This is a genomic window from Stenotrophomonas sp. Steno-C17 (assembly GCF_056393165.1).
In genome coordinates, this window is record NZ_JBWJPD010000002.1 from 26,888 (window position 1) to 45,623 (window position 18,736).

Annotated in this window: 21 protein-coding genes; 2 read left to right on the forward strand and 19 right to left on the reverse strand. The window is 66.6% G+C overall.

Annotated elements, in window-relative coordinates:
• Nucleotides 1-30: 30 nt before the first annotated feature.
• The 3 genes from AC06FA_RS01870 to AC06FA_RS01880 all read right to left on the reverse strand — a co-directional run bounded on the left by AC06FA_RS01870 (nt 31) and on the right by AC06FA_RS01880 (nt 2,648).
• A complete protein-coding gene (locus AC06FA_RS01870; RefSeq protein WP_478066881.1) occupies nt 31-657 on the reverse strand; it encodes a UbiX family flavin prenyltransferase in 627 nt (208 codons plus the stop codon).
• Complete coding sequence (locus tag AC06FA_RS01875; RefSeq protein ID WP_478066882.1) at nt 654-2,168, reverse strand: UbiD family decarboxylase; 1,515 nt, start codon at nt 2,166-2,168, stop codon at nt 654-656. Before AC06FA_RS01875 ends, AC06FA_RS01870 begins: the two co-directional genes overlap by 4 nt.
• Before the next feature lie 78 nt (nt 2,169-2,246).
• Entirely contained in the window at nt 2,247-2,648 is a 402-nt protein-coding gene (locus AC06FA_RS01880) for an SRPBCC family protein (protein WP_478066883.1), read from the reverse strand.
• A 158-nt stretch (nt 2,649-2,806) separates the two neighbouring features.
• Between AC06FA_RS01880 and AC06FA_RS01885 the strand changes: the two genes are divergently transcribed.
• Nucleotides 2,807-3,733 carry a LysR family transcriptional regulator gene (locus AC06FA_RS01885; RefSeq protein WP_478066884.1) on the forward strand — a complete coding sequence of 309 codons (927 nt, stop codon included), beginning with the start codon at nt 2,807-2,809 and terminating at the stop codon, nt 3,731-3,733.
• On the opposite strand, the gene AC06FA_RS01890 is transcribed toward AC06FA_RS01885, so the two are convergent.
• The 9 genes from AC06FA_RS01890 to AC06FA_RS01930 all read right to left on the reverse strand — a co-directional run bounded on the left by AC06FA_RS01890 (nt 3,734) and on the right by AC06FA_RS01930 (nt 11,211).
• Nucleotides 3,734-5,716 carry a DUF3363 domain-containing protein gene (locus AC06FA_RS01890; protein WP_478066886.1) on the reverse strand — a complete coding sequence of 661 codons (1,983 nt, stop codon included), beginning with the start codon at nt 5,714-5,716 and terminating at the stop codon, nt 3,734-3,736.
• A 460-nt stretch (nt 5,717-6,176) separates the two neighbouring features.
• A complete protein-coding gene (locus tag AC06FA_RS01895; protein ID WP_478066887.1) occupies nt 6,177-6,776 on the reverse strand; it encodes a S26 family signal peptidase in 600 nt (199 codons plus the stop codon).
• Nucleotides 6,773-7,306, reverse strand: a complete 534-nt coding sequence (locus AC06FA_RS01900; protein ID WP_478066888.1) for a DUF2840 domain-containing protein — start codon at nt 7,304-7,306, stop codon at nt 6,773-6,775. The genes AC06FA_RS01895 and AC06FA_RS01900 overlap by 4 nt, the downstream gene beginning before the upstream one ends.
• Nucleotides 7,303-7,587: a chromosome partitioning protein ParB gene (locus AC06FA_RS01905; protein WP_478066889.1), complete on the reverse strand. Its 285-nt coding sequence runs from the start codon at nt 7,585-7,587 to the stop codon at nt 7,303-7,305. The genes AC06FA_RS01900 and AC06FA_RS01905 overlap by 4 nt, the downstream gene beginning before the upstream one ends.
• Entirely contained in the window at nt 7,584-8,222 is a 639-nt protein-coding gene (gene parA / locus AC06FA_RS01910) for a ParA family partition ATPase (protein WP_033834762.1), read from the reverse strand. Before parA ends, AC06FA_RS01905 begins: the two co-directional genes overlap by 4 nt.
• 253 nt (nt 8,223-8,475) lie before the next feature.
• Complete coding sequence (locus AC06FA_RS01915) at nt 8,476-9,333, reverse strand: replication initiator protein A (RefSeq protein WP_478066890.1); 858 nt, start codon at nt 9,331-9,333, stop codon at nt 8,476-8,478.
• Nucleotides 9,334-9,359: 26 nt separating this feature from the next.
• Nucleotides 9,360-9,641 (reverse strand): helix-turn-helix transcriptional regulator, encoded by a 282-nt coding sequence (locus tag AC06FA_RS01920; protein WP_003107109.1) that lies wholly within the window; start codon nt 9,639-9,641, stop codon nt 9,360-9,362.
• Nucleotides 9,642-9,724: 83 nt separating this feature from the next.
• Nucleotides 9,725-10,486 (reverse strand): DUF2285 domain-containing protein, encoded by a 762-nt coding sequence (locus tag AC06FA_RS01925; protein ID WP_478066891.1) that lies wholly within the window; start codon nt 10,484-10,486, stop codon nt 9,725-9,727.
• A 308-nt stretch (nt 10,487-10,794) separates the two neighbouring features.
• Complete coding sequence (locus tag AC06FA_RS01930) at nt 10,795-11,211, reverse strand: DUF2958 domain-containing protein (RefSeq protein ID WP_478066892.1); 417 nt, start codon at nt 11,209-11,211, stop codon at nt 10,795-10,797.
• Between the two features lie 174 nt (nt 11,212-11,385).
• On the opposite strand from AC06FA_RS01930, the gene AC06FA_RS01935 reads away from it, so the two are divergent.
• Nucleotides 11,386-11,691 (forward strand): helix-turn-helix domain-containing protein, encoded by a 306-nt coding sequence (locus tag AC06FA_RS01935; RefSeq protein ID WP_395566929.1) that lies wholly within the window; start codon nt 11,386-11,388, stop codon nt 11,689-11,691.
• Nucleotides 11,692-11,754: 63 nt separating this feature from the next.
• Here AC06FA_RS01935 and AC06FA_RS01940 read toward each other — a convergent pair whose 3' ends face one another.
• The 7 genes from AC06FA_RS01940 to radC all read right to left on the reverse strand — a co-directional run bounded on the left by AC06FA_RS01940 (nt 11,755) and on the right by radC (nt 18,578).
• Nucleotides 11,755-12,069 carry a DUF736 domain-containing protein gene (locus tag AC06FA_RS01940; protein ID WP_395566928.1) on the reverse strand — a complete coding sequence of 105 codons (315 nt, stop codon included), beginning with the start codon at nt 12,067-12,069 and terminating at the stop codon, nt 11,755-11,757.
• A 1,101-nt stretch (nt 12,070-13,170) separates the two neighbouring features.
• Nucleotides 13,171-13,380 (reverse strand): hypothetical protein, encoded by a 210-nt coding sequence (locus AC06FA_RS01945; RefSeq protein WP_180704782.1) that lies wholly within the window; start codon nt 13,378-13,380, stop codon nt 13,171-13,173.
• 62 nt (nt 13,381-13,442) lie between these two features.
• Nucleotides 13,443-15,491: a ParB/RepB/Spo0J family partition protein gene (locus AC06FA_RS01950; protein ID WP_478066893.1), complete on the reverse strand. Its 2,049-nt coding sequence runs from the start codon at nt 15,489-15,491 to the stop codon at nt 13,443-13,445.
• 80 nt (nt 15,492-15,571) lie between these two features.
• Complete coding sequence (locus tag AC06FA_RS01955) at nt 15,572-16,396, reverse strand: DUF932 domain-containing protein (protein WP_105845262.1); 825 nt, start codon at nt 16,394-16,396, stop codon at nt 15,572-15,574.
• 704 nt (nt 16,397-17,100) lie between these two features.
• Nucleotides 17,101-17,379, reverse strand: a complete 279-nt coding sequence (locus AC06FA_RS01960; protein ID WP_478066894.1) for a hypothetical protein — start codon at nt 17,377-17,379, stop codon at nt 17,101-17,103.
• Nucleotides 17,380-17,444: 65 nt separating this feature from the next.
• Entirely contained in the window at nt 17,445-17,795 is a 351-nt protein-coding gene (locus AC06FA_RS01965; protein ID WP_478066895.1) for a DUF2958 domain-containing protein, read from the reverse strand.
• Nucleotides 17,796-18,071: 276 nt separating this feature from the next.
• Entirely contained in the window at nt 18,072-18,578 is a 507-nt protein-coding gene (radC, locus tag AC06FA_RS01970) for a RadC family protein (protein WP_478066896.1), read from the reverse strand.
• Nucleotides 18,579-18,736: the final 158 nt, after the last annotated feature.

The following is an 18,736-nucleotide window of genomic DNA, read 5'->3' on the forward strand; positions in this document are numbered from 1 at the left end:
TTCGACGGCCGACGCCGAAACAATCACGGCTCAGGCTTTAAGTGGTGTGACCTTGGGCGAATCGGTGTCAGGTCGCCGCCGCTGGACACCCTCCCAGCGCGGCATGTCGGGCATGTCGATGCCGAAGCAATCCAGCGCCCGGCCCAGCGAATGATCGACAATGTCGGCCACGTTCTCCGGGTGGGTGTAGAAGGCCGGCACCGGCGGATGGATGATCCCGCCCATTTCCGTCACCGTCAGCATGTTGCGGATATGTCCCGCGTGCAGCGGCGCTTCGCGGACCATCAGCACCAGCCGGCGCCGCTCCTTCAGCGCCACGTCGGCGGCCCGAGTCAGCAGCGTGGTGGTCACGCCGCTGGCCACCTCGGCCAGCGTTCGCACCGAGCACGGGGCCACCAGCATCCCCATGGTCTTGAACGAACCGCTGGCGATCGAAGCGCCGACATCGCCGATCGGGTGCACGACATCGGCCAAGGCGTGCAGTTGCTGCCGGCTGAGATCGGTCTCGTAGTCGCGGGTCATTTCCCCCGCCTTGGAGACCACCAGGTGACTCTCAATGCCGAGTTCCCGCAGCACCTGCAACGCGCGGATGCCATAGACGATCCCGGTGGCGCCCGTGATGCCGACAATCAACCGCCTTCCGTCATGGGGGCTCATGCGCCAGTCCAGTCGGGCAGAAAGCGCTTCACATCAACTTCCTGGAACGGAGCGCGGATGAATTTTTCACGCAACGCCCACGGCACGGTGCAATCGAAGATGACCTTGGTGGAGATGCCGTGATCGAAATTCGTCCAGAGAAATGCTGGGTCCGCGGAGGGGTCGAGCGGATGGCACCGGACACCGGGAATCGGAACCACCGAGCGTTCCGCCTGGAATCGGGTCGTCATCGCCCAAAGCACATCGTCGGTGTCAAAGATATCAACATCGTCGTCCACGAGGATGATGTGTTTCATCTCCGGAAACGCGCCGAACGCAACGATGGCGGCTTGCCGTTCGCGGCCCTGGTCATTGTGATCGCGCTTGTGGACCTGCAGGATGCCGAGGTACTTCCCGCCACCGGCCGGATGCGAGTACACGTTCTTGACGAACCCGGGCAGTGCATCTTCGAGGGCCTGCACCAGTGATCCCTCGGTCGGAATGCCTGCAAGGCTGACATGCTCTTCGCCGGGGCCGACCAGGGTCTGCAGGATCGGGTTTGTGCGGGTCGTGACCGCCTTGACCTTCAGGATCGGCAGCGAGGGGTTCGCCGTGCCGTCGTAGCCGGGGAACTCGGGCATCGCGAACCCGGTCTTGGTGTGCTGGTCCTCGGCCACGCGTCGTTTGGGCAGCAACTCGCCTTCGATGACGATTTCGGCCGTCGCCATCGCATACTCTTCCACCGTCTTGGCCTTCACCAGTTCCACGGGCGAGCCGGTCAGGCCGCCGGCGAACTCCAGTTCGTCGAAGCCGTATGGCGTGGAGGGCGGCTCGAAGGAGATCGCCATGTACTCCACCGGCGAGATGCCCATCGAGACCGTGATCGGCATCGGCTTGTCCAATGCCTCGTATTTCTCGTACATCATTCCGATGTGCCGACCGGTCTGTATGAACACCGAGATCTCGTCGCGGTCCTGCACGCACAGCCGGTGAATCGTGACATCGTGCTGCCCAGTCTCCGGATCGGTGCCGCGCAACACGGCCATGCAGAAGTACGGACCGGCATCCTCGGGCGTGTTGGTCGGCGCTGGCAGTAGCTTGCGGATGTCGAAGTCCGGATCGCTCGCTAGATAGACCTTTTCCTGACACGGCGCCGAATCGGCGATCACGGGATCCTTCGCGTGATGCATCGCGTTGAGCATGTGACGGCCTAGATGCTTCTCGTCGGCGCCCATGAAAGCTGCCAGCCGCTTGCGGGAAGCAAGCACGCCGACGATGACCGGAATGTCGTATCCCTTGACCTTCTCGAACAGCATGGCCGGCCCCACCTGCGTCGGCCGCTGCACGGTGCCGCCGGCGCCGACCTTGCGATACACGCCGGCAAGTTCTGCCTTCGGGTCCACCTCCACGCTCGTCGAGACGAACTGCCCGTCCATCTTCTTGAGCAATTCGATGCCTTCGCGCAGATCCTTCACCGCCGCTTTCGGCGCGGCTGCGACCTCCTGGTTCTTGGATGTTGCAACGGCCATCATTCACCTACCTTTGTTCTTGGAGCCAGCGGCAACGTCGAACGCCGCGAAATGGAACGATTCAGTGGCATGCAGTCGTTCTCAGGTCTTCTCGACATGGGACTTGAGGCGGTACAGCACTTCGCCCCAGTGGGTGTTGCAGAACGGGAGGTGGCCGTCGCCCTCGCGCCATTCGCCATGTGTCAGATCAACCTGGGTGCGGCCGTCATCCAGATCGGAAAGCGTGAAGGTCAGGGTCTTGCCAACCGAGCTGCCCGGCCCTTCCACCTCGGTCTGGACGACCGAGACGTCCGGTTCCAGCCTGTCGGTCCGCCAACTGAAACGCTGGCCCGGCTTCGGCGTCAGCGTCATCACCTGGCCCGGCACAATCGCACCTTCGACGGCACCCACATGCCAGCCCCGCATGGCTTCCAAATCGGTCAGGGCTTGGTAGACCGCGCCCCTCGGAGCAGAAATCTTGACGGCATGCTTCAACGTAACCATGTGTCGCTCCTTCACTTTTGTGGAAAAGGTTGTGCTCCCACAACGGGCTGATAGCACCGCATCTCAGCATGGAAAATCTTAGGATACCCGCAAAATCAAATGTGACCTATTATTGATTTTTGACCATCCAATAATAAATTGCTTATCGGAGCCTCTTGATGATGGACATCGCTACGCTGCACTACTTCCTCGTCGCAGCCCGGCATCTGCACTTCGGCCAGGCCGCCGAGGAACTTGGGATTGCGCAACCTGCGCTGAGTCAGCGCATCAAGGGCTTGGAAGCCCGTCTGACTGTCAAGCTCTTTGACCGCTCTAAACGGGCAATCAGTCTCACCGAAGCCGGGAGTGTTTTTGTTGTCGAGGCGGAGCGCCTGATCAACCAAGCTCATTTGGCAATGCGGATCACCAAAGGGGCCGATGAAGGCACAGCCGGTGAGCTTCACATTGGGTACGGCGGCTCAGTAATCTTTGAACCCAAGCTCTGCACTCTGTTGCATGCGTTTCAAGAGGCCTACCCCGATGTTTCTGTGCTGATGCACGAATGCAAGGTCGAGGAACAGCTTGAGGGGCTGAAGGCTGGGCGTCTCGACGTCTCCTTTCTGTGGGGACCGCTTGGGCCCGGCTTTCCGGAATTGCGGGGAGAAGTCTTCTCCTGCGCGTCGATGTCGGTCGCACTGGCAAGAGACCATCCGCTGGCGGCAAAATCCTCCATTCGCCTAGATGAGCTACGTGATGAAGCCTTCATCGCACTAATGGACCCGCCTGGTCGAGGAATTGCCCACGTAGTGGACGAGATATTCGCCGCATCGGACCTGTCGCCAAGAATCGTGCTGCGCGTTAATAGCATGATTAGCGTCCTCGGACTGGCGGGCGCTGGAATCGGGTTGGGGATTGTTCCGTCGCTGCCCATTGAGATCATCTCCCCCGCTTTCGTGCAACGCCCGCTGGCGGATGTAGCCGATTGCAATGAAATTCTGGTTGTGACAAGCCGGCTTCACACTTCCAAGGTCACCCAAAATTTCATCGAGATGGCGAAATCTAATCGTATCTCGGACTCCAAGTTTTCGTCGATCTCAACTGCGTAGCTAGCTGATTGAAAAATTTCGCTGCCGACCGATCTCCCAGGACACCCCGCCACCCCGCATCGTCGCCGCAAGCTGCTGGCCCATCCGCTGCTCGATCACGGGCTTCCACGGCACCAGGCTGAACCCCATGCCGTCATCGAGCATCGCGTAGCGCCCGCTGGCGAGCATGACAGTGCGCCGGTAGATGCCGGCCACGCGCTGCCCGTCGCCTACATGACGATGCTCCAGCCCGGTTTCTGCGGCGATGTCCTTTGCGACCTGAGTCAGCTCCCGATTGCGCAGGGTCGCCAGCAGATTGCGCGCCAGGATCACACGTGGGCCGCGCTTCTCGGCCAGCCCTTGTTCGGCGAGGAATTCGGCGCGCTGTTGCAGCGCCTGTCGGGCTTCACCGCCGAAGCCCAGCTCGCCCAGGCCCTTGCCGCCGCCGATCAACTGCTGATCCAGCCAGGTCGCGCCGATGACGCGGGCCTGCCGTTCGATGGGCAGGTGCGATTTCAACTCCACCGCCACACCGCCCAGGCGCTGCGCGTCGTACCGGCGACCGCGCTCTGCCAGGTCGTCCGGCACCTTCCATAGCCCCTCGGCCACGCGCTCCACGATGCCGGCCCGGCGCAGGGCTTCGAGCCGGCGGACGTGGGCCGCGACGACTTCCTGCGGATCGCGGCCGGGCACGGCCTGACCTTGCGCGATGGCGAGGTGGTGGTCGGTGCGGTACAGGCCGTCGTTCGCCAGCGCGGCGATGTTGCGGTCGGCCGCGCGCACGTCGGCCGATCCCTTCACTTCCACCACGGCGCCGGTCGGATAGTTCGCCAGCTCGTCGCGGGCGTTGAGCGCCACGTAGTGGGCCTTGCCGTCCACGCCGTCGATGACCAGATATCCCCGGTCGTGCAGCTCGTCGGCCAGCCCCTTCGCGGCCACGCGGCCGACGATGGTGCAGCCGTCGTCGCCCGGCTCGAACACCGCCAGCTCGCGCGGCTCGCCGCGCATGGCCCGCTGCATGGTGCGGATGATGTCGCCGCGCTCGCCCAGGGCGCGCAAGGTCTTCTCCGCATCGGCATGAATGGCCCAGGTGCCGGGCTGCATCTCGTCGGCCAGGCCCAGGCGCTGCAAGCGTTGCAGGCGGCCGATCAGCAGCAGGCGTTGGCGTTGCAGCTTCGGTTCGTTGAAGCGTTCGATCTGCACCCGGCCGTCGTCGCCGGCCTCGCGTTGCAGCGTGCGATCCAGGCTCGTCCACCGCTCCTGTTCCACCTCGCGCTGCAAGGTCTGCTGGATCTCCAGCTCGGTGCGCGGCCCCAGCCATTCGGTCGCCAGCTCGGCGGCGCGATGGCGGAAGCCGTGCGCGATGTAGTCGCCGGCGATGATGAGGTCTTTGCCGGTGTCGTCGCGCCCGCGCACGATCAAATGCGTGTGGGGGTTGTCGGTGTTCCAGTGATCCACCGCCACCCAATCCAGGCGCGTGCCCAAGTCAGCTTCCATGCGGTTCATCAGATGCCGCGTGTAGGTGCGCAGGTCGTCCAGCTCGGCCCCGTCCTGGGGTGAGACGATGAAGCGGAAATGGTGCCGGTCGTCGGCACAGCGTTCCTTGAAGGCTTCGAGGTCGGCGTCGTCGGTCTGCGGCCCGTAGGCCCGGCCCGGCTCGCCATCGCGGCCGGCGCCGTCGCGTTCGATGTAGCGCAAATGCTTGGCGAGCGATTGCGGGCTGGCCTGGCGCCGATTGACCAGCAGCGTCTTGATGGTCACGCGCCGCGACATGGGCGTCAGCTTCTCGCCCGCGAAGCGTGCCGCCGTATGCCCGCGCCCCAGGCGCGAGCCGGGCCGCTGACCAGCGCGTGCGCTGCCGCCGCCGGCTGCGGTACGGCGCACCGAAGACTTGCCACCGCTGGCCTTGCCCGCCTGCTTGAGCACCTTGGAGACGAAGCCGTGGCCCCGGTTCTTCGGGGCGCTGGGGCGGATGCGGAAATCGTCGTCGCGGCGGTCGCTCATGGCCGCGCTTCCTGCAAACTCTGGCGTGTCCGGTCGTGCGAAGCACGCGGACATGCCTGCATTGGCGCGGGCCTCGCGCCCCACGCGGCACGGCGGCGAAGCCGCTCCGTGCCGCGCCACACCCACGTGCAGACAGGCTTTCGACGCGGCCCCGTGCCGCGTCCTTTTGTCTTGCCTTCCGCCTTTGCCCCTCGCTGACGCTCCGGGCAGCGGCGGCCCGGCGGCGCTGCTGCGCGAGCAGCCAGCGCGCCGGCGAACGCGGCGACGGCCGCAGGCCGGGCGCGTTCGAGGCAAGACGCCTGCACGTGGGAGGGCGGCGCCGAAGGCAGCGCGAAGTGCGGTGCCCAATGCGTAGGATTGGCACCCGCACTGCACGCGCGACGACACGGCGACGGCCAGCAGAACGACCCGCCCGATGGCACGACAAGATGCACGGCAACGTGCAGCGAGTCGGCGGCCATCATGGGCGGGACTCCAGCCAGACCGGATGCGCGATGCCGATCACGGCGGATGTGCTGACCGGCCCGAAATACCGGCTGTCGAACGACGCCGGGTTGGTCACACTGAGCAGGAACAGTTCGCCGGGTTCGAGGCGACGGCATTGCTGCCAGGATGGCAGCGGCCGGCCCCAGCGGTCGGCGGGCCGCACGGCGGCCGAAGGCACGCCGTCGATGCGGACGATGCGGCCGGCGATGCACACCTCCTGCGGCGCGACGGCGCCTACGCGCTTGAGCAGCGGCACGCGCGCCGGCAGGTAGCCGCGCTGCGCAGCCAGCGCGGCGGCGTCTGGCGGCAGCGTGGTCAGGACGATGCTGCCCACGGACAAGGGACGTGGCAGCGAGCCGGTGCCGTGGCCCAGCGGATCGACGCGATACCAGCCGACCGCCACGCTGTCGGACGGGTTGTAGATCAGGCGCGGCAGCGGCTGCACGAAGGACGCCCAGGCCAGCGCAGCGAGGCCGCAGGCGGACAGGCCCGCCAGCACGAGGCGAGCGCGCAGGCGCGAGCGAGGACGCGGCGGAATGCCCGCTGCACCGGCAACGGCGGATGGAAGCGTCATGGCAGCGCCCTCCCGGTCAGCCAGGCGGCGTGCCGCTCGGCGGTGTATTCGGGCAGCGGCAAGCGTGCGGCGAGTCGGTTGGCGAGCGTGGGCCAGTACGCGGGCGAGGCGCCGACGGGCGCGATGCCCAGCGCCTCGATGGCGTCGATGCGCTCCAGCACGGCGCGCACCTGGTTCTCCCCTTCGGCGTGGAGTAGCAGGCGCGCGCCCGGCTGCACGCCGGGGATGCGCTGCGCTGCATCGAGCGGCGTGCAAGCCTGCATCACCATGAGCTGCCAGCGCACGGTGCCGTAGTCGTTGGCCTGCCAGCGGATGCGGCACAACATGGCGCCCGGCAGGAACACCGCGCAGCGCCGCCAGCGGTCGAGCTGGAGCGTGCGCGCGGGTTCACCGAAGCGCAGGTAGAGCTTGAAGCGCGGTTCGATGTAGGCCAGCGCCACGCGCGTCAGCGGCGCGCTGGCAGGCTGGCCGGAAGGTGCTGCGAGCGCAGCCGTGGCCGCGCCAGCGGCAGGCGAAGCGGATGCGGTCATGGGGCGTTCTCCCTGCGGTGTTCTGGAAACTCGCGCTCCAGCAGGCCGCGCAGCAGGTCGGCCACGGTCACGCCCTGCGTGAAGGCCGATACCTTGATGCGCGCCCGCATCGCGGGCGTGATGTCGAGGGTCAGGCGGGCGGTGTAGAGGTCGCCCTTGTTGAGCGCATCGGCGTCGCCCTGGCGAATCCACGCCTCGGCGTGCGGATTCGCAGGCGGACGCGCGCCGATGCCGACGCGCTTTGCCGTGCGTTTGCTGTTCGGTGGCGGCTTCGCTGTCATGTCGGCCACCGCAGCAGTTCGTCCACCAGCGCGGTGATTTCGCGGGCGGCGGCGCTGTCCGGCGCCGTCTCGCGTGCAAGCCGGCCAGCGGCCACGCTGTCGGCGAACACGATGCGCTGATGCACTTCCGCGCGCAGCGCAGGAAGCGGTTGGTCGGCCAGCGCCTGGCGCGCTTCGCGCCCGATCACGGTGGTACTGACGCGCCGGTTGATGACGAAGGCCGCGCGCAGCGCAGGCCGAAACACCTGCGCCTCGCGGATCAGCGCCACCATCTCGGCGCTGGCCCACAGGTCGTAGGGGCTGGGCTGCACGGGGATCAGCACGCGCTCGGCCGCCAGCAGCGCGGAGCGCGCCAAGGCGGCGATCCTGGGCGGGCCGTCGATGATGACGTGATCGGCCCGCCTGGCGAGTTCTGGCGCCTCTTGGTGCAGCGTTTCGCGTGCGAGGCCCACGGCGCTGAACAGCCGTGGCAAGCCTTGCTGGCTTCTGCGCTGTGTCCAGTCCAGCGATGAACCCTGCGGGTCGGCGTCCAGCAGGACGACGTGCTGGCCGCGCATCGCCAGCTCGCCGGCAATGTGCGTGGCGAGCGTGGTCTTGCCCACGCCGCCTTTCTGGTTGAGCAGTGCGACGATCATGGTGCGGCCCTCCGTGTTGGAAAGCCGGGCTTTTGCTGCTGCGCTTGTGGACGCGTGGTGGTTATCCACCGCAGCGGCGTTTCCCTACTAAAAGTTAGAGAAATTAAGTTAGGGAAGTTAGAGGGCGCGCAAACCCAATGCTGGCGCGGGTTTGCGGTCGATCGGCACGCCTGATAGCACGATAGTCCCACGCCTGATAGCACGATACCCCGCACGCCTGATAGCACGACATCATTCACAGGCTGTCCCGGAGTTATCCCCGTGCCGTATGCGGCACGGGCCGGAACGTCAGCAGTTCCATGCCGTTGTCCGGCATGCGCTCGATGCCCAGGACGTAGCCGGGCAGCGACTGCCGCGCGACCAGCGCGCGCAGGTCGCAGGCGAAGTCGTAGGGCTTGGCGGTGCTGCCGGATTTCCGGTGCAGGTAGCGGAAGTCGAATTGCCAGCCGTATGCCTGTTTGCCGCCATGCTTGCGCACCAGGCGGTACAGCCACCGCTCGATGCCGCCAGTGAGCCGGAAGTACGCCGGGTCGATGGTCAGCACCAGGGCGGCGTCGAGCACGCCCGCATAGAACCAGTCCGGCAGGATCAGCTCGATGCCCAGCGGGGTGCCGCGGGCATCGGCCAGTTCCTTCCATTCGTTGATCCACGAGAAACGGTGCAAGCGCCGCCCGGTCGTCTCGCGGATGGACGTGGCCACCGTGGTCGATTGCAGCCGGTCGAGCGCGGCCTTGAGGCGCTGGTAGTCGCGCAGCGACTTGCCGCGCCCGATGAAGCGCAGGATCTCGTAGGGCGTCGCGCGCATCAGCCGCGACGGGCGCAAGCCCGCATCCTTCGCCTCCACGATCTGCGAGGCCGCCCATATCAGCACGTCCGCATCCCAAATCGTGGCGATACCGTGCTCCTGCGTGCCTTCCACGCGAATCGTCACGTTGCCCGCCCGGAAGTCGATGGGCTTGACCCGCTTGGACTTGCCGAGCGAGAAGAACGGATAGGCCATCAAGTCCTGGCTGTCGCGCGGCGCCATGTCGCCGGGCAAGGCGCGGAATAGGTCGAGCTGTTCGCGCTCCTGCAACGGCCGCTGCCGGGACGGCAGCGCGGTGCTGGACATAGCGATGGCCTGCCGCGCGCCGCCGATCAGCGCGCACGGCTGTCGGCCGAGTGATGCTCGGCGTATTCGGGATCGGAAGTCGTCTCGAAGCTGCGGTCGGCAGCCCAGGCATCGAGGTCGGCCACGGCGTACATGACGCGGCGACCGAACTTGCGAAAGCGCGGGCCGCCGCCGATCACGCGCTGCTTTTCCAGCGTGCGCGGCGACAGGCGCAGGTACTCGGCGGCTTCGTCGTTGGTGAGATAGCGTTGGGGCTGCGCGGCAGCGGTCGAGACAGTGGCGGCAGGCCGCAAGGGAGCGGGACGCATGGTGTGAACCTCCATCGGTTGAAAGCGCCCGGCCACACAGCGCGACCGGATGGAGGCAGTCTCAGAAAACGCGGCCCTTCTACTCAGGGTCGTTTTGCGTCCACATCAAAACGACCCTTCTCAAGCGGCGGAAGCTGTGCTAGGTGGCGATAGCCGCCGCGCATCAGCGCATCGCCGCGCCGCACCAGGCGGCGCACCTTCGAGCGCAGGCCGCCGTCGCTGTACCAGTCGGCCACGGCGTCGGCACCGAACAGTCCTTCGCCCACATCGCGCAAGGACGCGCCCGCCAGGGTCGCGTCGAGCGCCTGCAAGGTGTGCAGTTCCAGCAGCGCGGAAGGTGTTGGCCTGGGCGTGGTGGCAGCGAAGGTCGCGCCGCGTGCATGGCCGCGCACAGGCGCGGCGGTGCCGCTCCGTTGGGCATAGGCCACGGCCATGCCGTCTTCCAGGCCGGGCGCCAGCGCAAAGCGCAGGCAATGGCCTGGGCTGCGCGCGATCAGCGCCAGCTTCTTGCCGTCGTGGAACAGTTGCTTGTGGCCGGGGATGCGCCAGAACGCGAAGGCGGTGGCATCCTGCGGCGGATCAGCGTCGGGGTAGAGCTGCACCACGGCAGCATGACCAGGCAGCCAAGCTGGATGCGCGTCACGCGCATCCAGTGCCGGGTCTTCCAGCAGGCGCAAACCCCAGCGATGCGCTTCATCAGGCCGGCGATGATGGCGCAGCCAGTCGAGCCGATAGTCGGGATGCCTGCGCAGGTACTCCCAAGCGAGCGCGAGCGCATCCAGCCAAAAGACATACAGGTATGCGGCAGTGGGATACCAATGCGCGAGGTGGTGAGGATTGACCATGACGCCTCCTCCTGCGAACAGGAATCGCCGCCACGGAAGAACTACGCGCTACATCGCCCTCGTCGGAACGTCATGGGTTAAAAAGGCGGATGGGGCTGTCAAGACCGATTGGCTCCGATGCTTTGCGGTATTCGTCTCAATGCTGCGGCGGCAGCGCCCCGACCGGGGACACTGCACAAGCCAGCCTGCCGCAATCCGCGCCAAGCATCCTGTCTATTTGGGTCAGACTGGTGGGGCTACGCCGCAAGAATCTCGATTGAGACTTACCCGGTATGACACCAGACTGAAAAAGTCACAGTAGGCCGTATTCAGTCCGGGATCGCTCCGTCGCGCTCGGCCAGCCGGGTGTACTCCGACAGCGTGCGCGTGGGGCGGAAATAGAGGTCGCGCATCACGGGCTGCCGGCGCGGCCCGACGATGCCGGCCAGCTCGGACAGCTTGACGGTTCCTTGCGCCGGCATTCCGATTCCCAGGTCGATGAGGCCCCAGGCGGTGTCGCCATCGGCGGGATCGAGTGCGGCCAGCAGCCAGGTCACATGCGCGTCCGGCGTGAACAGCCGCACCACGGGCACCGGGTCGATGGCCCGGCCAGCGGCGCGGGCCTCGCCGTTGGCGAGCAGTTGCGCGCGCTCCGGGGCGGTGGCGAGTGGCTGGGGCATGGTCGGCAATCCCACAAATCCAATGATGCACGGATGCGGTTTCACGTTGAAGCGCAGAACCGCCAAACCGGATTTACGCCTTCGTGCGCAAGCACGGATGCGCCTGCGTGGCTTTGCTGGAATCCGCCGATGCGGATTTCCGTAAAGGCACAAAAACGTAGAACACCAAATGAACACTATAGATTGTAGCCCTATAGGGCGCAATGGGCTGTCATCTTGGTTTTTCGAGGGAAACCATAGGTGGCGGCTGGGAACTCATTGGCGAAGGCGTTGAAGACAGTTAGAAAGGCGCGTGGCTTGAGCCAGGAAGCCTTCTCTGACGTGTCCAGTCGCACCTATATGAGCACCCTCGAACGCGACCTTAAAAGCCCGACCCTGCATAAGCTGGCCGACTTGTGCGAGGTGATGGAGATCCACCCGCTCACGCTGCTGACGCTGGCCTACGCGGGCGACAGCCCGCAGAAGGCCGACGAGCTGCTGGCGCAGGTGCGCCAGGAGCTGGAGGCGGTGTTGAAGGAACGCGACGCGGCGAAGCCGCGCGCGTGACGTGGTGATGTGCTGCGAACAGCAGCACAGCGCCCCGCCGCGATGGGCGGGGCGCTGCGGCGGTCACGCCGCCTGGGGCTTGCTGCGCGACCAGATCAGGTCGTGCGTGCCATCCTCGCCTTCGATCAGGCGGGCATAGACCGGAGCCGGGAACGAAGGATCGTCGAGGGTCACGGATTTGTATTCCCGCCCGGCCTCGCTGGTCTTGTTCCACGCCGCGCCGATGTCGTGGCCGGCGGCCTGGAGGCGGAAGTCGGGGGCGTTCTCGCTGCTGCCCTTGTCGTTGGGAACCAGCTTGACCTTGACGTTGAGCGTCAGGGTGCGAAGCGTGCCGGCGAAGCCGTCTTTGTCTGCGGTGAAGGTGCCGATGTTGGCCATGATGTTTTCTCCTTTCGGTTGAACAAGGTTCGCGCCCATCGCGTCCTTGTTGTGATCCGACCGGCGGGGGACGGGCTGGCTGCACCGCTTGCGGTCGAAACGCAGTGGAGAGCCGGGAGGCGAAAAGAATTTGCTGCGCGAGGAAGCCGCGTAGCGGCGGGGAAATTGTTTTCGCCGGACGGTTGCAGCCATGAAGCCCGAGGCGCAGCCGTGCCACCGCCAGGATTCACAACGAGACAAGGACGCCTTGGGCCGAACCGCTCCGAAAGGAGATGGGGCCGACTCGGCATCCCCGCCCGAAGGCTTCTCCGGCTCGCCCGCTGACGCGGGCCAGGTCAACCATCCGACGACAAGTGAGAACGTCCCCGCCGCACCTTGCGGCGCCGGTCTTGAGGCGTGGCGTGGAAGCTCCATAGCGATGCCGGGCGGGTTGTCCGTGAACTGTCCTTCGTGACGTGATGGGCAGGAACCGCCAGCGTTGAGGACGGCACGCACCTGCACAACCTGCCGCAGCGAGCGCCAGCGTGTTCGCCAGCGCCCCGTCCATTGCGGCGGGGCGCTGGCCGGGCCGATCCGGCGCAGCCGGTTCGGCTGCATCGAGGGGCGCCAAGCATCGCGCGGCGGGGATAGCCCGCGGGGCTTTCCCCTGGAGGCAAGCGCAGCGCGCAGCGCCGCAGGCGCGAAGGCGTGAGGGATTGAAGCCGAATGGCCGTGACAGCGAAGTCGGCACGGGGCGCAGCCCGAAAGCCCGGCGGCGCTGTGCGCCGACACGCCCAGGCCGTTCCAGATTTCCAAACAGGAAACGCGGACATGCCTCTGATGAAATGGGCGCGGCCTACGCTGCGGGCTATGCACTCGGCAAGCCGAAAACTGCTGGTGATTCCTGCGCACTGCGGGCGCTTCGGCTTGCAGTCCCATGCGGGCCTGCTATTGCCGGGCGGGAAGCCCGGTCACGTCAACGCCGCCGCCTGAACTGCCGTGATGGCGGCGGCGTTCTGATTCGGCTGTTGGCCTTGAACACCGGGCGCGGCCACTGCCGCGCCCGGATTTTGCGTCCACCGCGCCCAGGACGGAACGGCCTGGGCGCGGTGCTGATCGCGGTTATTCCTTCGTCTCGATGAGCCACCACAGGGCACGCGGCAAGACGCGGCCCGTGATGGGATGAATGTCGGTGAGGTCGGCGCGAGCCGACCAGCCCGAGGGCGGGCGGTAGCCGCGCACGTCGCCTTCGCCGTGCCAGCGGCGGGCGCGTACCGTGCCGGGGGCGTAGATCGCCGCCATGCGCGGGCGGCTGGTGGTGGTGCGGGTCATGGGGGCTTCTCCTTGCAGCGAAGCGCCCCGGTCGAGGCCGGGGCGCTTGCCTTCGGCGCGGGTCAAGCGGCCAGCGCCTCGGCGGGTTCATCCGCCATTGCTTCGGCATCCTCCGGGGCGTCCTGCTCCGGGTTTGCCTCCTGCGCGGCATCCTGCGGGCCTGCGGCCGTGAAGATGGCGGGCATCCAGCCCGTACCATCGGCCAGCCGCTCGGCTTCGCTGGCAATGTCGGCCTTCTTGAGTTTCGCCAGCCGGGTGACGGATTCCGGTGCAAACGCGCCCACGGCATCCAGAATCACAGCCTTGGAAACGTGCTTGAAGTAGCCTTCTGCGGTCGGCTTCCACCATGCGGCCATGTCGAGGCCCACGGCTTGCGCCAGTTCCTCGCCGGGCCGGTGCGCCGTGGCGCGAGGCGTCACCACGTCCACCGTGGAAGCCACGCACACGGCCAGCAGCCGCACCAGCTCGTCTTGCGGCTTCGCCAGCAGCGCGGCGAACAGTTCGGCGCCGTCCTCCGGCAAGGCTTCACCGGCTACCTGTTGCAGTTCGCGCAGCGCCACGGCGGCAGGCGATTCCGGCCAGTCCGGGGCCATGCCTTCCAGTCGGTCTTGCGCCGTGAGGCGCACGCCCAGCGGCAGGTCGTGGCCGTAGTGGCTTTCCTGCAAGACGGTCTGCACCATGCCATGCACCAGCGCGGCCAGCGCAACATGCGGATGCCGGGCGACTTCGATTTGCAGCGCCGCCGTGCGGTGGGCGCTCAACCGCTGCGCCAGCCGGTCGGACAGGCTCGCGGCTTTGGGTGCGTCGTCGTCCTCGTGCTCGTCGTTGGCGGCTTCGCCTTCGGTGTTGCCGAAACCGCGCCGCAGCTTTTCCAGCGTGCGCAGCGCCTTGGCCTCGGCTTCGCGCAGCAGGCCGCGATGAATGACGGCCTCGCCGTTGCGGTCAATGGTGACGATCGCACCGGCCACCTCGCGCACCTCGGGGGCATAGCCTTGTAAGGCGTCCTCCGCGTCTTGCAGTTCCCCGACTACCTGATCGCGCCGCTGTTCCAGCTTCTCGGCCTTGGCTTCGTCCTCGGCGTCGCAGGCGTCTTCCAGTTCGGCGTCGATCTTTTCGAGGCGGGTTTCCAGCGAGGCGATGCGGCGGGCCTCGCGGGTGGTCGGCTCGCGGCGATGGCGCGGGGCGTTCTGGAACGCCTGCCGTTCCTCGTAGGCCAGATGCGGCACGGCCTCCACCCATGCCCAGCCCTCGGCACGCACGTCCTCGGCCAGCGTTGCCAGCTTGTCGCGCACCAGCGTTTCCAGCACTGCGGTATCGGTGAGGTAGGTTCCGGCATCGCCTTCTGCGAACAGGTCGCGGCGGATGCCGCCGCCTGCCTGCCGGTAGGTGTCCAGCCCGACGAAGCGCACCAGCGCGTGCGTGGCGTCGATTTCGCGCTCGGTCAGGCGCTCGCGCAGCTTGGACGGGCTGCGCTGCCATTCCGGCGCACCATAGAACGCGGCCTCCTGCGCGGCGTGGTCGTCGGTGATGGTCAAGGCCATCAACTGTTCCAGCGTCACGCCACCGGCCCGGTAGTCGGCCATCAGGCGCGGCGAGACATTCGCCAGCTTCAAGCGGCGCTGCACCACCAGCGGGGACACGCCGAAGTCGGCGGCAATGTCTTCGACGGGCCGGCCTTCCTTGACCAGTGCGGCGAAGGCTGCGAACTGGTCGGCGGGGTGCATGTTCTCGCGCTGCACGTTCTCCGCAAGGCTGACGGTGCGGGCGGACGCATCGGCCACCAGCAGGCACGGCACTTCGTAGTCGGCGGGGATGCGCTTCTTCTTCGCCAGCAGCTTCAAGGCGGTCAGGCGGCGGTCGCCTGCCACCACCTCGTAAGCCTCGCCATCGGCGGAAAGGATGACGATCAGGTTTTGCAGCAGGCCGATGCGGGCAATGCTCGCGGCCAGTTCGGGGATGGACTGGCGCGGGGTCGTCCGCACGTTGCGCTTGGAACGGCGCGGGAGCAACTGCGAGAGGGGAACCAAGATCAGGTTCTTGGTCGGGTCGGCCACTTCCAGCGGTGCGGCGGCTTCGATGGCGACGGCTTCGGTTTTGAGTACGGCGTTCATGGTGATAACTCCTATCGGTTCAGGGATGCAGCAGCGAGAGAAGCGGCAAGGGCTGCTGCCTGCCCCTGCCGCGTGGGGATTCAGGCTTTCAACTGGCGCAGGCCATCGGCCAGCAGCCACAGGGCGCGATTCAGGCGCACGCTTTGGTCGATGCCCTGCACGGGCCGGGTGGTTTGGCGGCGGCCATTCGCGGCGCGGGCGGACAGGCCGCCTTTGGTCAAGTTCTCCTGCGTGCGGTTGAACACGCTCCACAGGTCGCGGCGGTCGTCGTCATGGCGGCGCGGCATCAGGATTTGCGATTCCGTGATGGGCGCGGGCTTGTCCTCGTCGTACTTCAACGCCAGCGCAGCGCGGGCGAACACTTCCGATTCCCCGGCGTCCAGCGTGATTGCGCGCATGGCATCGCGCGATTCCTGCGCCCGGTCGAAGCCGTGCAGGACTTCGTAAGCGCCTTCGATCACATGCGCCGCCACGTCGCCCTTGTGAGGCACGCGCACGTCGGCCACGGTGTCGCCGCAGACAAGGCCATTGCTGCACACGAAGCGGAACATCCCGGCCAGCATCTGATAGCTGCTGGTGCCGTCATGGGAGTTCAGCAGGATGATTTCGTTGGCCTCGCGGCCGTTGATCTGGCTAGCGTGGCGCAGCCGGATCATGTGCTTGGTGTAGTCGCGGCGGTCGTCGTGACGCACGCGGGTTTGCGTCACCATGAAAGGCTCGAAGCCTTCCCCGCGCAGTTCTTGCAGCACGGTGGCGGTGGGGATGTAGCTATACCGCTCGGAGCGGCTTTCGTGCGGGGCTTCCGCGTAGATGGACGGGGCCACGGCCCGGATTTGGTCATCGGACAAGGGACGTTCCGAACGCAGCACCGGGGAACGGGAAGCGAAGCGGGATGCGAGTTGCATGGTCTTTCTCCTGACAAAGAAGGGTTTGCTGTTCACACCGCACACCGGATTCCTAGATTCGGAGCCCAGCCTTTCGGCTGTTTGGTGCGGTCGGCACGAGGAACCCGGTTGGCCCTGTTGCCACCGTCTTTCCTGAGTTCATCGCCCGCGACGGTCAGGAGCGCGCGAACGGGTGCCGTCAAGGAGGCAAGCGCAGGGTTGGTGCGGCCCGCAGCGAAGCGAGGACACGGCCCTGCGCGCCTTGACGGCACACGGGCGCGGGCTACAGTCGCGGTGAAGGTGATGAAGTCAGGGGAGACGGCTGGACAAGGCAACGGCCATCCCACACGCCGACCGCACGGCAAGCGAAGCGCGCAGGCCCGAAGCTGGAAGCCGGGCCGGAGACGTCAGCCGAGCGGAGCGAGGGAACGATGGAAGCCCAAAGGGGCGAGACGCTGCAGGCGGCTCGATGCGCAACGCGCACGACAGCGCGACCGGCCATGTTTCTTGGCCGGGGACGCACAGCATTCAATGCTCGATGCACAAGCTCATGCGCCAGTCATCGGGAAATAGGTTCGACAGCGACTGCTGTGGTCTGGCCGATCCGGCGCAGCCGGTTCGGCGGTCTTTGAGGGGCGCCAAGCACCGCGCGGCGGGGATAGCCCGCAGGGCTTTCCCCTGGAGGCAAGCGAAGCGCGCAGCGCCCCGCAAGGGGCGTGTAGGCATCACGCCGAGTCGTCAGGGCGCAGGCTGGATTCCGATACCGGCATCCACGGCGATGACGAGTCCAGCAGGTAGCGCGCACCGCGCGCGTACAGACCCGACAGCCCGGTGGGCTGGTAGAACCCGGTGACGCGGCGGCGGAACTGTGCGCCGTACTCGTTGGTGTAGATCACCGCGTCGCCGATCTTGAAGCGCAAGGGCTGGCCGTTCTCCGGCGAGAACGGTTTGAGCGCATCGTGCTGCGCGGTGATTTCGATGATGTAGTCGTGATGGCTGCTCATGGCATTGATCTCCTTCGATGGTCGAGAAAGCACAAGGAGCGCCTTGCGGCGCTCCCAAGGCCAGGTCAGACAGCGATCCGACCGGCCAGCCGCGCATCGCGCGCATAGACGCTCAACCGCTTCTCGGCGCGGAAAGACAGGTCGCGCTCGATCGGCAAGCCCAGCCGCCCGCGCACCGTCGTCAGTTCGCCCAGGCTGACCCAGCCGATTTCCGGCGCCCCCAGGCCCAGGTCGCAAAGACCAAAGGCGTGGTCGTGGTCATCGGGATCAATCTCGGTCAGCAGCCAGGTTGCGCCGGCGTCCGGCGTGAACAGCTTGACCACGGGGGCCGGATCGAAGTCCGGGTTCTCCAAGGATTCGCGGCCGTTGGCCAGCAGCACGATGCGCTGCTCGTCAGTGATGAGTGCGTTGTTCATGGTGAACTCCTGAAAGGATGCCGGGCGGAATTGCCCGACCCTTCCGGGGCACGGCGCAGCGCAAGCAGTCAGGGGTCAACGACGGCCGCCAGGACGCAAGCGCCATCGGCGCGCAGCCCTTGACGGCGAGAACGCCGTGGCACGATGAAGGGAACAGCAAGACCGCCTCCCTCACACCTCCACGCACCCCGGTTTTCAGCAAGTGCGCAGCACTCGCAGGCCCGCCGGAGTTGCGCCGCCGGGCGCAGCAAAAAGGGGGCCGAAGCCCCCCCAAGGTCAAAGCAGGCCGCATTCGGCGAATGACGTGGTACGGCTCCCGGCGACGATGATGTGATCCAACGTGCGAACGTCCACCAGCGCGAGCGCCTGCCGAAGCTGCGAGGTCATCGCCTTGTCGGCCGCGCTCGGCTCGGGGTTCCCGCTCGGATGGTTGTGCGAAACGATGACCGCCGCCGCATTGAGCCGCAGCGCCTGCTTCACCACCTCGCGCGGATGCACCTCGGCGGCGTCGATCGTGCCGTGAAACATCTCCACGTAGTCGATCAGCCGATGGCGCGTGTCGAGGAACAACACCGCGAAGACTTCGTGCTCGAAGCCGGCCAGCTTGGCGCGCAGGTAGTCCTTCACCGCCACAGGCGAAGTGAACGCCTCGCCGCGCTGCATCTTCTGTTCGATGACCTGGCGCGCGGCTTCCAGAATCTGGTCGGCGTCCGCCGGCCGATAGCGCCCACGGCCATCGCGCACCATCAGCGGAGTATCGAGAGAGAGGGAAAGTTGCGACATGATCGTGCTCCGGTTGCTCGGGCGGAATTGCCCGGAACCGGCGCCAGCACGGCGCAGCGCAAGCAGTCAGGGGTCAACGACGGCCGCCAGGACGCAAGCGCGCATGGCGCGCGCCGCCCTTGACGGCGAGAACGCCGTGATACGGTGAAGGGAACAGC

Excerpts from the sequence above, each read along its gene's own strand:
- AC06FA_RS01875 (WP_478066882.1), bottom strand. The coding sequence starts at position 2,168 with ATGATGGCCGTTGCAACATCCAAGAACCAGGAGGTCGCAGCCGCGCCG.
- AC06FA_RS01870 (WP_478066881.1), bottom strand. The coding sequence starts at position 657 with ATGAGCCCCCATGACGGAAGGCGGTTGATTGTCGGCATCACGGGCGCC.
- AC06FA_RS01955 (WP_105845262.1), bottom strand. The coding sequence starts at position 16,396 with ATGCAACTCGCATCCCGCTTCGCTTCCCGTTCCCCGGTGCTGCGTTCG.
- parA (WP_033834762.1), bottom strand. The coding sequence starts at position 8,222 with ATGATCGTCGCACTGCTCAACCAGAAAGGCGGCGTGGGCAAGACCACG.
- AC06FA_RS01905 (WP_478066889.1), bottom strand. The coding sequence starts at position 7,587 with ATGACAGCGAAGCCGCCACCGAACAGCAAACGCACGGCAAAGCGCGTC.
- AC06FA_RS01880 (WP_478066883.1), bottom strand. The coding sequence starts at position 2,648 with ATGGTTACGTTGAAGCATGCCGTCAAGATTTCTGCTCCGAGGGGCGCG.
- AC06FA_RS01900 (WP_478066888.1), bottom strand. The coding sequence starts at position 7,306 with ATGACCGCATCCGCTTCGCCTGCCGCTGGCGCGGCCACGGCTGCGCTC.
- AC06FA_RS01915 (WP_478066890.1), bottom strand. The coding sequence starts at position 9,333 with ATGTCCAGCACCGCGCTGCCGTCCCGGCAGCGGCCGTTGCAGGAGCGC.
- AC06FA_RS01960 (WP_478066894.1), bottom strand. The coding sequence starts at position 17,379 with ATGAGCAGCCATCACGACTACATCATCGAAATCACCGCGCAGCACGAT.
- AC06FA_RS01950 (WP_478066893.1), bottom strand. The coding sequence starts at position 15,491 with ATGAACGCCGTACTCAAAACCGAAGCCGTCGCCATCGAAGCCGCCGCA.
- AC06FA_RS01885 (WP_478066884.1), top strand. The coding sequence starts at position 2,807 with ATGATGGACATCGCTACGCTGCACTACTTCCTCGTCGCAGCCCGGCAT.
- AC06FA_RS01925 (WP_478066891.1), bottom strand. The coding sequence starts at position 10,486 with ATGGTCAATCCTCACCACCTCGCGCATTGGTATCCCACTGCCGCATAC.
- AC06FA_RS01940 (WP_395566928.1), bottom strand. The coding sequence starts at position 12,069 with ATGGCCAACATCGGCACCTTCACCGCAGACAAAGACGGCTTCGCCGGC.
- radC (WP_478066896.1), bottom strand. The coding sequence starts at position 18,578 with ATGTCGCAACTTTCCCTCTCTCTCGATACTCCGCTGATGGTGCGCGAT.
- AC06FA_RS01890 (WP_478066886.1), bottom strand. The coding sequence starts at position 5,716 with ATGAGCGACCGCCGCGACGACGATTTCCGCATCCGCCCCAGCGCCCCG.
- AC06FA_RS01965 (WP_478066895.1), bottom strand. The coding sequence starts at position 17,795 with ATGAACAACGCACTCATCACTGACGAGCAGCGCATCGTGCTGCTGGCC.
- AC06FA_RS01945 (WP_180704782.1), bottom strand. The coding sequence starts at position 13,380 with ATGACCCGCACCACCACCAGCCGCCCGCGCATGGCGGCGATCTACGCC.
- AC06FA_RS01920 (WP_003107109.1), bottom strand. The coding sequence starts at position 9,641 with ATGCGTCCCGCTCCCTTGCGGCCTGCCGCCACTGTCTCGACCGCTGCC.
- AC06FA_RS01895 (WP_478066887.1), bottom strand. The coding sequence starts at position 6,776 with ATGACGCTTCCATCCGCCGTTGCCGGTGCAGCGGGCATTCCGCCGCGT.